The organism is Shewanella sp. MTB7 (assembly GCF_027571385.1).
GTDB lineage: Bacteria > Pseudomonadota > Gammaproteobacteria > Enterobacterales > Shewanellaceae > Shewanella.
The window spans coordinates 4525804-4539173 of sequence record NZ_CP085636.1 but is presented as its reverse complement, the minus strand read 5'-3'; the positions used below and the strand labels follow the sequence as shown (position 1 = coordinate 4539173).

Sequence of the window (13370 nt, the reverse complement as noted above, 5' to 3'; positions counted from 1 at the left end):
AAAGATTTGATTTCGTTATTAATTACAACGACAGTTATGTTCAGTGCTATCAAACTCATGCATAAAGATCGAGATGTTGTTGATTTTGGCTTAGTGTTTATGTTGGTTCTAGTCCCTGCGATCGTTATTTTTTTAGCCAATATGGCGATAGCTATTTTTAGTTTAAATGAACTGTTTTTATTGATAGCTTTGATTGCTGGAATCGTGATTGTCTTTTTTATGTCAAAGAACGCATTTGATTGGAGCAAGCGACGAGCAGCAAGTCTTTCTGCTATTTATTTGATAACAACTATAGGGGCTGAAATCCTAGTCATGGGAATGTTTAGTTAATTACTGCTACAGGTCTCAATTAAACGGCCCTCTATTAAAGAGAGCCGTTGTGTAAACTAGACTGATTAATTCCTACTACTCTTCGATAAATTTATGTTTTATCTGGCTGCGCCGCTCTTGGGTTTTAAATTGATTAAACCGAGGGAGCAACTTATCCCAGTCGATGGTGTGACTATCAATTTCAGGGCCATCGATACAGGCGTGCTTTCGCACCAACTTGCCATTTTCCATCACTGGCACCATACAAGCGCCGCACATACCGGTAGCATCAACCATGATGGCGTTTAAGCTCGCGACACAGGGAACCTTGTAGCCCAAAGTCTGATCGCTGACTGCGCGCATCATCATAGGTGGACCGATGGTGATGACCTCTGCAATTAGCTCTGGGATTAGCCCAGAAATCGACTCATTGTCACCTTCACTCAGCTGCTTATGTTGCTCCAACATAGTTTCAAGGGGAGTCGTCACGAAGCCTTTGATACCAAAGCTGCCATCGTTACTAGCGTAGATCACCGCTAACTGATCTGGGTATTTATCACGCAATACCTCGACCTTATCGCCCTCATCAGTCCAGAAGCGTTGCTCGCTGCCTCTAAAACCGGAGATCAAGGTGACCTTGTTACCTATTTCTAAGTGAGCGCGCATGATGGGGTGTACTGCGGGTAGACCTACGCCACCTGCGGCAAATACGACTCGCTTTCCATCATGTGGCTGTACATGACTAGGTTGACCCAGTGGGCCAGCGATAGCGGTAAAGCAGTCGCCTTCTTGCATCTGATTGATAAGATTTGAGCTGCTACCTAGACCTTGAATAACGAGGTCGATGGTGCCTTTTTCCGCGTCCCAATCGGCAAGAGTCAGCGGGATAAGCTCGCCTTTCTCGGTGGCGAGTACCCGCACAAACTGTCCCGCTTTGGCTGAGCGCGCAATAAAGGGCGCATTGATAGTGAACTCAACAATCTCCTCGGTTAGCTGACGACGACCGACTATCTTAGAGGGCATTTGACCAATATCGGTATAGGCTTTGGCCGCAGCAACCATAGTTTGGATCTCTTTAGGATTGAAATCCAAGCTGTTGATGATCTCTTTCGCAGCGGCTTGTCCATCTCCGGCGGCTTTAATTGCTGTCGAACCACCACGAGTCGCATCACCGCCGCTGTAAATCCCCTTAAGTGAGGTCTCTTGCGAGCCCTTCTTGACCACTAACGTGCCCCACTTAGAGGTTTCAAGCCGTGGCTCGGCATCTTTAACGATAGGGTTTGAATCGTTACCTAGTGCCATAATGGCAAGGTCGATCTTCATTCTCTCAGTTTCACCAGTACGCTGTGGGCGACGACGGCCCGAAGCGTCGGGCTCACCCAATGACATCAAGTCGAGCGTTGCACTGGCAAGTACATGGTGGCTATCGCCATGGAATTCACTCGGTGAGCAGAGCTCTTTAACTATTATGCCCTCCTCAAGTGCGTGATGAAGCTCCTCGACCCGGGCTGGCATCTCATCTTTGGTGCGACGATAGACGATGGTGACGTTTGCGCCTAGACGACACGCAGTACGTGCAGCATCCATGGCGGTATTACCACCCCCAATAACCACCACCTCTTTACCGTACACATCAGGCAGCGGCGTCTCGTAATCCTCTTTGTGGGCCTGCATTAAGTTGACGCGAGTTAAGAACTCGTTAGCCGACATGATGTTATTGAGGTGCTCACCGGGCACATTCATAAAACGCGGTAGGCCAGCTCCCGTACCGACAAACACCCGGGTAAAACCAGCACGTTTTAGATCGGCAAAGGTTGCAGTTTTACCCGCGATATAGTTAGTCACAAAGCGGCCGCCAAGGGCTTTAATTTTGGCGACAACATCATCGATCAGCTGGTTGGGCAGACGGAACTCAGGAATACCGTAGCGCAGCACCCCACCTAAGGCGTGGAAGGCTTCAAATACCGTGACCGGATACCCTTCATTGGCCAGCAGGTAGGCGTTGATCAGTCCCGATGGGCCTGAACCTATGATGGCGATGGGTGGCTTATTTGCCGCAACCCAGGGATTAACGACACACTCTTTAGGGAGATCAGTGCCTAGTTCACGCTCACGTTGAGGCAGGAACCACTCGAGTTGACCAATTTCAATCGGACACTCATTATGGGTACATACCCCTTGACACTGCAGCTCTTGGGGACAGACTCGCCCCGTCATATTTGGCAGTGGGTTGGCTTCGCGGATCAGATCAAATGCGGCTCTGAGCTTGCCTTCGGCCATGAGGTTTAATACCTCAGGGATATGGATCTTAACCGGGCAACCACCATCATTTTCGGCCTGCGTTTCACCTTTGTCGTTACAGACGGGCACACCAATTTCACAGGGTCGGTCTTCACACTGTTTGTCGCGGATCACCTCCAGCCAGACAAACATTTCGACTTCCCGCAAGCTATAACCTAGCCCCATATAGCCAAGGTAACCTTGGGTGACTAAGTCGAAATCGCGGCGACGCTCCTCGGCTGGGCGAACATAGGGCGGAATATTGTTTTTACCCGGCCAGCCCTCTGATAGCCCTTTGAACATGGGGTAGCGATCACTTAAGTGCTGATCTAACCCAAGAACAAAGGCGCGTTTCTGTTTGAGTGGAATGCGCCACAAGTAGCGCTGCAGTGCGACACTAAGATCGTTGTCTTCTAGCAGTAACTCCCATAGCTTGCTGGTAAATTCAGCGTTAAGTTTGCCATTTTTCAGGGTTTGACGAATGACTTGCATGCTGTCGTCAATCACCATCTGCTGGAAGTGCTTGGGATCTTGCTCCATTCGTAGCATCAGCAAGTCGCGCTGGGGCTGAGATAAAGAAACCGTCATAACTATGCTCCTACCTTAGCTGGTGCGTTAAAGTGGATGATCTCAGCGTCGCATTCATCGACTATTCGGGCCGCTCGGCGAACTAGATCATCCGTTAGCGTGACACTGTCGACAGCACCAGGGATCACCTGAGCAACTACTTTAGCTTCACCGTTATGAATAATGGTGGTTTTTTGGAACAGTTCGCCCACCTGTTGGTAGCAAGACTTGCAATCGTTACAGTCAGCTTTTTCATCTTCGTTGATCACCACAATAGGCAGATTGCCAGCTGCAGCTTGTGCTGTACTTGTGCTGTTATCTATCTGAGTCACCGCAATACGACTCTTAGGATCAAGATTGTTAGAGGCAAAAGATCCTGCCGCCATCGCAAGTTCAGCGAGGCCATTGGCCATGTTGTCGATAGTGAGCTCTTTGTCTTCCATCGCTTGCTCGTAGCGCTGACGCCACTGCTTAAGTTGCTGTTGGTAGCTAAGCTCAACTTGCTTCATATGCTGACCACTTAGGTATTGCAGCATCCTCCAGTTACGCAGGCGCTCTTCACAAAGGGCGACAAGAGAATCGACGATACCCAGCTGGATAAGGTGTTGCTGCTTATCTGTTGTCCAGATCACCGGGGTTTTACCCGCGCGTTCAGTTTTGCTTAGCTTGAGGTACTCAGCCACTTCGATGACATCATCATTGGCACTGACGGCCTTAAACTGCTTCTTGAAACGTCCCTCAAATAGGGCAAAGTCGGCGGGGGTAAATGGCATTTGCTTAAGTTGGGTCATACCGTCGTTATCGACATAAGTGATGGTCTGGGTTGCCCAGTCTTGATCGCCTTCAGGGTTTCCGTCCAGCGAGAAGCGCTCGGCTAAGGTTTCACCCTTGCGTGGATCGTGGATAAACACAGGGTTCATACGGCTCTCAACGGCTAAGCGAGAGTGACGAGTGCTGGCATCATCGGCGATACCATGCTCACCCATACATGGGGTGTAAACATCAAGCAGTGCAGGGGCATCTTGATAGTTAATATACTCTATCAGGCTCGACATAAAGTGGCCTTGTAGTGCAGTAGAGGTTTGAATCACCATCACCTTAGGGTGGAAACTCGCAATAATACCTAGCTCTTTACGCACCTCCTGCTTACCACTGTGCGCCTGACCAACACGGCTCAAGTCTGAGTCCTGTCCGGTGAAGCTTGAGGTTGAAGCCTGACCCCCAGTATTAGAGTAACTGCCCGTGTTAAGTACCAGTACTTTAACTGGCGTCGATGTAGTCAGTAGGCGGGATAAGGCACCAAAACCGATATCGTAGGTGGCACCATCGCCCCCGATGCTAAATACTGTGGGCAGTAGCGCAAGCTCGCTGTCACTAAGACCTGTCCACTCAAGGTAGCGAAGCTGCTTATCGTGCACCTGTGGATCGTATTGGTCATTAATATCTAGCTTGGCACTTCGAACCGCTTTAATTTGTGCCAGTTGGTTGACCACTTCCCCTTCGAACAAGCCTTTTGCGATAGCTGGCGTATCTTGGAATAGGCTGTTTATCCAAGGATCTTGATATGGATTCGATGGGAAGGTCGACGCATAAACACTACTACAACCTGTGGCGTTAGCGATCAATGCATCCGATGGCCCCTTGCCCGTTGGACCTTGCTCAAATAGATATAATCGCTTATCTAGCAGAGCAATGGTTTGTTTGATACGGGCTAAGCGCTGTGGATCGCTGCTATCTGAAAGGTTTTCGTCAAGAAGGCAAACCTGCTTAGTTTCTAGCTGCTCGATTAATTCCTCTAGTTGAGTTATATGTGCCTTGTAGCGCTGTTGCTGTAGGGCACGGTTAATCGAAGTCACGAGTCTAAGTGCAGTGACCTCACCACAACCACGACAGGCACCATGGCCTGAGCTCATGGCGTAGTAGTTGTTGCGATCCAGTAGTAGGCGCTTAGCTTCACCTGGATTTTTGGTGGCTTGTTCAAGGAACCGAATAGGCGTATTGGGTAGCTCGGCCAAGGTATCGAAATGTTGTTGGATCTCATTGCTAAGTTCAGTGGTTTGGCGCGATTTTTCAAGGGCCTTAGGACCACAAACATCGACACATTCCATACAGCCTGTACACTTGCTTGGATCTACCGCCAGACTAAATAACCCGCCTGAACCTGAAATATCATTTTCCATCGCGTCGAAAAATGGCTTAGTAAAGCTCATAGGGATGGTTTCAAGTACCACGCACATACTGGCGATATGCTTCATTGCTGGACCGGTAAAGGCCATTTTATCGACCACCCGTGCCACGATTTGCGGCAGCGAGGGTGTCTCACCTTTAGCAAGGTTACGATAGCTATGACGAATACCATCGCAAATGGGCTGTAACTGAGATTTAGTCTGCTCTAGCTGAACAGGTGGGATCTCAAGCTTGTTGAGGGCATAGCTGAGTAGATCGTGTAACTCGTAAATTCCGTTGGGGATCGCGCCATCGGGGCAGGCGATAGTACATTCCATACAACCAGTACAGGCGTCCGGATTAAACTTAGGCACGTTGAGGCGAAACAGTCCTTTATCTTTGGTGATCGCGCTCGAAGGCGGGATAAACATACCAGATCCTGGGATCACTGGTGCATCACCGATAGTGCCGTCGATATATTTTTGACCCGCGATATTATTGAAATAGCTTTGATCGAACAGACCACAGCTTGCCTGACTTTGAGACTGTTTTTTGCTACATGAACTTGCAGGTGCCGCTGGGATATCATCACTAAAATCAGCATAGTTAACCGCTTGAGTCGCTTCGATACCATCATTGATCACCGCCATGTTACCGGCAACAATCTTCTCTCCTTTAGCGCCAAATTTCTTGTTGATCTGTTTCTCGATACGCTCAAGCATCTGCTTAGGGTCAGTGTCGCCAGTGACCTGATCCGCATGACCCGATAACGCGCCAATAAAGGCGATCCCCATCATGCGGATCTCGAGATCCGGTGTCGGCGCGTGCTTACGTGCTACCTCAAACGCATCGACAATGTAGAAGTGGATGTTGTTGTCACGAATATACAGACGGGCACTGGCAGGGATCTCCTGCCATACCTGCTCAGGGCTGTGCTGGGTTTGTAGAATAAAGGTACCATTTTTTTGCAGACCAGATAGCGGATTGGTATGCATAAACACCTTATGATCCGGTGACAATACCACTTCAACCTGCTGTAGCTCGGCGTTGGTTAGCTTGATTGGATCCGGTGATAAAGTGATAAAAAAGTTAGTCGGGGCGCCACTTTTTTCTGAACCATATTTAGGCATCGACTTAGAGTGTAAGCCCAGTGCGCCAGAGAGAATATCGGTAAGCAGTTTACCCGTGGCAATAGTGCCGTAACCACCGACAGAGTGGAAACGGATACGTATGGCGCTGTCGGGAAGAAGATTTGGATTTTCACCCACCTCTAATGCCATCAGCTCTGTGCCTGGATAAGCTTGACGAAGGCGGTTTTGTACCCGCTCTAATTCACCTGTAGCCTCTTTATCGAAGAAGGTGGTACCCACATAGAAAAACGGCTTGGGCGCCTTGGCGTACATGTTATCAAATACAGCAATAAGGTGAGATGGCTGCAGATCGTGGCCACCTAGGCCGAAGATACCAGTGCTTAGTTGAGGTAACTTTTTCAGCGGCATAATACCAGGGTGACGTACTTGGTCGGCGTTTTCAGCGGCTTTCATGAGTGAGCGTGACACGCTGGCAGTCAATCTTGTTTCATCACAGCGCTCAAGCACAGTAACCGATTTTTTGCCCACAAGCTTTTCAATGAGTTTTGCTTCAGGGAATGGATAGAGCTGCTTAATAGAGAGTACACCGACTTTTTTACCTTGGCCGCGCAGGTAACTAGCAACGGCTTCGGCGTCATCGGTGACTGAGCCTAGCCCGATGACGACGTGCTCGGCATCTTCACACATAAAGCCCATAACTGGCTCATAGTGACGGCCTGAAAGCGCGGCGTATTCAGTCATAGCTTGTTCGATAAACTGGGGTACATCGCTTAAAAAGTGAGTGTGATGGTCGACAATGCCCGCTTGATAATCAGGCTGGTTTTGCACGCCACCGGTTAATCCTGGGTTGTGGGTATCAACCAGTGCCGGCACGCGTTGGCGAGTGTCTTTCTCATAGGCATTCAACCAGGCGCGGCGCCACTTGTTTTTCAGCTCAGTTGGAACCCACTCTTTTGTTGCTCCAATTAGCTCGCCGCTGCTGTCAATCTCGACTTGCTCACTGTGCTGTTCAAGGTACGCTTGCAGTTCTGTGAGCTTCTCTGGCCAGAACTCATCTTGGTTCTGCTCGATAAAGAGGCCTAGCTGCCATACTCGTCCCTTGGCACCATAAAGTAGGCGTTGGGCTTCTGTGGGGGCTGGAATGCGATCGCTTGGATTGCCAAGAAAGTGCTTAAGTAGCTCAGGCTCAGGAAGTTGTACCTTGCTTTGAATGTGGCTGGTGGCAAAGCCATCCATAACATTCGCCACAGGGATAAGCGATTGTGCGCTCACTTTATAGGAGATAGCCGCCATATCAGCCGCTTCTTGGGCGTTACTGGCAAATAGTGTGGTGTAGCCTGCTGAAAGTAGAGCGTAAACATCATCATGACCTGCCATCACGTTTAGCGAGTGGCGAGAAACCGAGCGGGCTGCAACATGTAGCACAAATCCTGCGGTTTTCTTACCAACAGTGACATAGTGGGACTCTAATGCGTAGAGAATACCTTGGCTTGATGAAGCGTTAGAGATGTACTTACCCCCTGTCAAGGCTGCGGCCAATGCACCACTTTGTGCAGAGTGCTCACCTTCTGGCTCGAAGAAGAAAGGGTGTTGATCCCAAAGGTTACAACCACCTTGGGCGCGGAACTCTTCATAGATTTCCGATATTTCTGTCGATGGTGTAATGGGGTAGCCAATCACACCGCCACAAACATAATTCATTACGTGGGCTACCGCGCCATTTCCATGGATGACGGTATCTAAACCTGGGTATTGTGTAGAGGTGCATTCTTGTTTGTTATTGTTACAGATCTTTTGCTCAGATGAAGACATTGCATGACGTTCCTAAGTTTATTAGGCTAGTTCAGTCGTCTACCATATGTGATCAATTATCTATTTGATCTGCATAAAGCGCCGATGGCGCTAATAAAAAAGACGTCGCTTAGCTCAGGCCTAATGTTGGTAGAAATACCTAAAATGCAGGTATACAAAAAGAGGTATACTTCGATACTACATCAATTTTTGAGGATGAAAACGAGGGGGACGTCACAAAAAAAACGAGAGTTTTTCGAAATACTACCAACTAATGTGTAATTAAAACCCTCTAGAATCATAATGATAGCATTATCACCCAAAGAATCATTTTGATAGTCGCTCTGAGAGCCACAGCTATGCCTAAATATTCTAATAAGGCTTCATATTCCTCTAATAAAGCGGATAGAAGCATTGATGATTTTCCATGTCGCTTTATGTTGTTACCTCTTTAATATATTTGATTGTCTCGAACGGTTTTTACCCGCAATGCGCAGAATACGAAGAAATTTGGGACAGTCTAATTGGTTGGGAAATTTGCAAGCAGCAGCGTGACGCAGGCCTTCACGCATGGCGATCAAGTCTTCAATCTTTTTATCTAACTCATCCGCCTTCGTTAACAGTTGGCTTCGATTAATTGTCGGCCCTTCAGAGGTAAACATCTCGCCTATCTCTTCGAGTGAGAAACCCGCATTTTGCCCTAAAGATATTAATGCGAGCCGTTCTATAACACTTGAGTGATAAACTCTTCGCAATCCATTTCTACCGCTGGCACGAATCAGGCCTTTCTCTTCATAAAACCTTAACGTTGAGGCGGGTAGCCCAGAGATTTTAGCCACTTTTCCAATATCCATACTTTTCTCCTTTATTCGAGAGTAATGGCCTCTTGATTTAAAGTCGACTTGAACTGCTGATACTAAATTGAAGTATTAATGGAGGCTGTATGAAGGCAAGTTTTTGGCATAAAAAATGGGAGATGGGAGAGATCGCATTTCACGAACAGGAAGAAAATCCTCTTTTGGTGACGTATTTTGCGAACTTGGGCCTTGAAAAAGGAAGCCGTTGAGTCGGCATGGTTATTGAGATGAGGCTACGCTGGTTAATTTGAACCCTATGCAGCGAAGCTTTCCGTATTCAAAGGGGATATTAAAAGTCATTCAATTAGGGTGTTGATTAAATTGGCATAATAACAAGTCTACTTGTTATTTTTGTAGTTGTTTTTGATCGTTAAATGAAGTTAGGTTGAACAATTCGTCCGAATTCTTTACCTAACTAAACGTATGATTAACAATGTTTACATGGATAGTGTTGATTTTTTTAATACCTACGTTATGCTGGCGAAAGTTATATTTGTGTTATTGGAGTCTTTTTGAATCTTAGTAAAAGGTTAATCATGGTGTTTATGCTGCTGACTTTTGTCGGTCAGGCATACGCGGCCGTGATAATGCCTTATGCTATGTCAATGAGCTCGATGCAAGTGAATAATGCCTCGATGTATGAGGGAGATTTAGAGGTCAAGGTCAACACCATGGACATGAACCAAGTTCATTCCAATCCCTCACAAATTATGGTGAATGACGAACATCAGACTTGTACCTGTCACTGCAACATGGAGTTTTGCTCCTCTGTCGCACTTCCGATGGACATTCCTCTGCTTATCACTACACCACTTGCTCTTGTCGGCATCAGCCAATATCGAGTGCTTACGTTAAACCAGTACCCATCTTCTCTGTATCGTCCTCCGATACTTGCCTAAACAAGGCACACTTACGTCTACATTTTATTCGTTCTGTCTGTGCTTTCCAGCTATCCACGCTTTTTAATCAGGGTTTAATCGATACCTTTTCCCTGTTCTCAATAACGTAAACTCAGCTCTGAGCCCGAAAATATATTGACCCTCAAGGGTAAATATCACTGTATCCAGTGCAGCATAATTGAACATGTTGTCATTTTCAGGTGAGCGAGTGCAGGAGGCTCTATGCTTTCAATAATTAGCGCTAAAATAAAATTTACCTCAATTCTAATCACATTGACGTTATTCGTTGCTGGTACAATTGTTTATGTCTTCTCCCCTAAGACATTAGCCAGTAATACCAAAGCGGAAATAACCTCATTCATTCCATCATTGGACGTCTATAAAAATCCCAAATGTGGCTGCTGCAATAAATGGATCAACTACATAAACCGGCATGGATTCGATGCCAAGGCACACGACAGCAAGCATCTGGCTAACATCAAACAGGCCAGTGGCATAGCCATAAACCTTAGATCCTGTCATACCGCAATATCCTCGGAAGGCTATGTATTCGAAGGTCATATCCCAGCCAAATACCTGCATCAATTTTTAGACAATACTCCTTCAGGATCAATAGGTTTAGCTGTTCCCACTATGCCAGTCGGCAGTCCGGGAATGGAATACGGAGACAAATTTAGACCCTATAAGGTGTTATTACTCAACAGCGATGGATCGAGTCAGGTCTACGCCGAAGTCAAGGCATTAGCAGGAGCAACTTTATGAAAACGATGCAGACATCAACTCAATTAACTGCGGCACAATCTCCAGAGCAAATTGAGGCAAATAATTCGCGTCGTCGCTTCGTCATGGGAGCCGCGGCGGCCATGGTATTAAGCAACTTACCTTTTAGCCGAAGTGTATTAGCCAATTCTATAAGCAAAGGACTAACGATATTGAGTGGCAAGGTATTTGATCTAAGTATCGATTATCAAACAGTCAATTTTACCGGAAATACAGCTAGGGCAACGGTCATTAACCAAAGTATCCCAGGACCGGTACTGCGCTGGAAAGAGGGAGAAACTGTGATACTCAGGGTTACTAATAATTTAGACCATGATAGTTCAATTCATTGGCACGGCATCATTTTGCCACCGAATATGGACGGTGTTCCAGAGATTAGTTATGCCGGGATTAAACCCGGAGAAACATTCGAATATCAATTTAACGTGGAGCAAAGTGGCACCTATTGGTATCACAGTCATTCAGGTTATCAAGAGCAAACCGGAATGTATGGTGCGATAGTCATCGATCCGATCGATGTAGATCCCGTGCTCTATGACAGGGAATATGTGGTGATGCTGTCAGATTGGTCCGATGAAGATCCCTCGACCATCTATGCCAAACTCAAAAAACAATCCGATTACTACAATTTTCGCGAACGAACCCTGATGGATCTCTTTGATGAGATAGGGACAAATGGCTTAACCAATACCTGGAGTGCGCGTTCGATGTGGAATAAGGGGCGCATGAGTGACAGGGATATTTCCGATGTAACTGGCTATACCTATACCTACCTATTCAATGGTAATACACCGGAACAGGGGTGGCAGGGGTTATTCCGTAAGGGCGAACGCGTTAGGCTCAGATTCATAAACGGTGCCGCGATGACCATCTTCGATGTACGGATCCCAGGATTAAAGATGATGGTTGTAGCCAGCGACGGTCAGAATATCCAACCTATCAGTGTCGATGAATTTCGCATAGGCGTAGCGGAAACCTACGATGTGATCGTCGAACCACAAGTCGACAATGCTTACTGTATTTTTGCCCAAAGTAATGACCGAACGGGCTTTACCTATGGCAGCCTGACCTCGGATATGGCACTGGAGCCGACACTACCAGATATGGATCCTGCGCCAGTGTTAGGCCACTCAGATATGGGGATGGCCATGGCGGAGATGGATAATGGCACAATGCAGATGGATTCGAACAAGTCTAAATTAACAGATCACAGTGCCATGGGGCATGATGCTCCCGATATTAGTACTCCAAAGATGAGCAGTGACATGAGCGATGGAATGAGCTCAGGCAGCACAGCTTTAGGTTTAGCGGGACTCGGCAGCACCAGTGAGATCTTGCATCAGTCCAGTGAATTTGGGCCTCACGTGGATATGCGTGCCCAAAGCCCAAAGAATGGTCTGCGCGATCCAGGCATAGGCCTGAGAGAACATATGAGCCTGTATCAACGTAAAGTGCTCACCTACGCCGATATCAAAGGACTCACACCAACCCAAGATAAACGTGAACCGACCAGAGAGATCCAACTACACCTCACCGGAAACATGAGCCGCTACATGTGGTCGATAAACGGCATCAAGTTTGCCGATGCAGCCCCACTGGAGCTTAAGTTTGGTGAACGGGTTCGAATAGTCTTAGTCAATGACACCATGATGACTCATCCCATGCATCTACATGGTATGTGGAGTGAATTAGAGACGGGGGATCCAGATTTTATCCCACGTAAACATACTGTGATAGTACAACCGGGATCGACCATCAGTTACCTCGTTACAGCCGACGCGATGGGAGGCTGGGCCTATCACTGCCATTTGCTGTTTCATATGGCAGGTATGTTCAGAAAAATCATTGTTACATAAGGTGTTAAATATGAAAATTATACTGTTAAAGCATTACCTCACAACCGCTTTTGTTCTCTTTATGCTGGTCAATTTCAGCAGCATAGATCAAGTCTTAGCTGCCGAGGTCGACGATCCTCTTTTAACTAAGGTGATGTTAGATGAGGTTGAAAGCGATCTCAGTAACACCGCGAGTTGGAGTGCTCAAGCTTGGCTTGGCTATGATCTGCATAAACTCTGGATTAAGACTGAGGGGGAATATTCAGATAGCGAAACCCAAGATGCCGAGATACAGGCGCTCTATAGTCGTGCTATCGCGGCCTACTGGGATCTACAGCTGGGAATTAGGCGGGATATCGAATCCTCTCCCTCCCGAAATTGGGCTGTACTCGGTGTTCAGGGATTAGCGCCCTATTTTTTTGAAATCGATACGGCCTTATTTATTAGCGAAGCGGGTCGCACAGCCTTTCGTTTCAGCAGTGAATATGAACTGCTTATCACCCAAAAACTGATCTTAACCCCAGAGGTTGAAATAAATTTCTATGGTCAAAATGATCCGCAGATCGGCGTTGGGGCTGGGTTGTCAGATTTAGGTGCAGGGTTGAGATTACGTTACGAGCTAGTCAGGGAATTTGCCCCCTATATAGGCATAAGTTGGAACAAGAGGTTTGGTAAGACCGCAGATTATGCAAGAGATAAGGGAGAGGATGAGAGTGAAACTCAGTTCGTCATAGGCTTCAGATCATGGTTCTAAACTCGACTGATGTAGACCTACTAATACCACCTAAGGAAATA

The 13370-nt window shown here is 47.1% G+C and carries 9 protein-coding genes; 6 read left to right on the top strand and 3 right to left on the bottom strand.

Annotation, left to right across the window (positions count from 1 at the left end; genetic code table 11):
* Positions 1 to 6 precede the first annotated feature (6 nt).
* Complete coding sequence (locus tag HWQ47_RS19705; protein WP_269967735.1) at positions 7 to 330, top strand: hypothetical protein; 324 nt, start codon at positions 7 to 9, stop codon at positions 328 to 330.
* Between the two features lie 75 nt (positions 331 to 405).
* On the opposite strand, the gene HWQ47_RS19700 is transcribed toward HWQ47_RS19705, so the two are convergent.
* From HWQ47_RS19700 to HWQ47_RS19690, 3 genes are all read right to left on the bottom strand, one after another.
* Positions 406 to 3177: a sulfide/dihydroorotate dehydrogenase-like FAD/NAD-binding protein gene (locus HWQ47_RS19700; RefSeq protein WP_269967734.1), complete on the bottom strand. Its 2772-nt coding sequence runs from the start codon at positions 3175 to 3177 to the stop codon at positions 406 to 408.
* Positions 3178 to 3179: 2 nt separating this feature from the next.
* On the bottom strand, positions 3180 to 8225 hold the full coding sequence (locus tag HWQ47_RS19695) for a 2-oxoacid:acceptor oxidoreductase family protein (protein ID WP_269967733.1): 5046 nt from the start codon (positions 8223 to 8225) through the stop codon (positions 3180 to 3182).
* 422 nt (positions 8226 to 8647) lie between these two features.
* Positions 8648 to 9058 (bottom strand): helix-turn-helix domain-containing protein, encoded by a 411-nt coding sequence (locus tag HWQ47_RS19690; protein WP_269967732.1) that lies wholly within the window; start codon positions 9056 to 9058, stop codon positions 8648 to 8650.
* A gap of 89 nt (positions 9059 to 9147) precedes the next feature.
* Between HWQ47_RS19690 and HWQ47_RS19685 the strand changes: the two genes are divergently transcribed.
* The 5 genes from HWQ47_RS19685 to HWQ47_RS19665 all read left to right on the top strand — a co-directional run bounded on the left by HWQ47_RS19685 (position 9148) and on the right by HWQ47_RS19665 (position 13329).
* Positions 9148 to 9270 carry a hypothetical protein gene (locus HWQ47_RS19685; protein ID WP_269967731.1) on the top strand — a complete coding sequence of 41 codons (123 nt, stop codon included), beginning with the start codon at positions 9148 to 9150 and terminating at the stop codon, positions 9268 to 9270.
* Positions 9271 to 9573: 303 nt separating this feature from the next.
* Entirely contained in the window at positions 9574 to 9960 is a 387-nt protein-coding gene (locus HWQ47_RS19680) for a hypothetical protein (protein ID WP_269967730.1), read from the top strand.
* Positions 9961 to 10182: 222 nt separating this feature from the next.
* A complete protein-coding gene (locus tag HWQ47_RS19675; protein ID WP_269967729.1) occupies positions 10183 to 10722 on the top strand; it encodes a DUF411 domain-containing protein in 540 nt (179 codons plus the stop codon).
* Between the two features lie 5 nt (positions 10723 to 10727).
* On the top strand, positions 10728 to 12596 hold the full coding sequence (locus tag HWQ47_RS19670; protein WP_269971801.1) for a copper resistance system multicopper oxidase: 1869 nt from the start codon (positions 10728 to 10730) through the stop codon (positions 12594 to 12596).
* A gap of 10 nt (positions 12597 to 12606) precedes the next feature.
* A complete protein-coding gene (locus HWQ47_RS19665; protein ID WP_269967728.1) occupies positions 12607 to 13329 on the top strand; it encodes a copper resistance protein B in 723 nt (240 codons plus the stop codon).
* Positions 13330 to 13370: the final 41 nt, after the last annotated feature.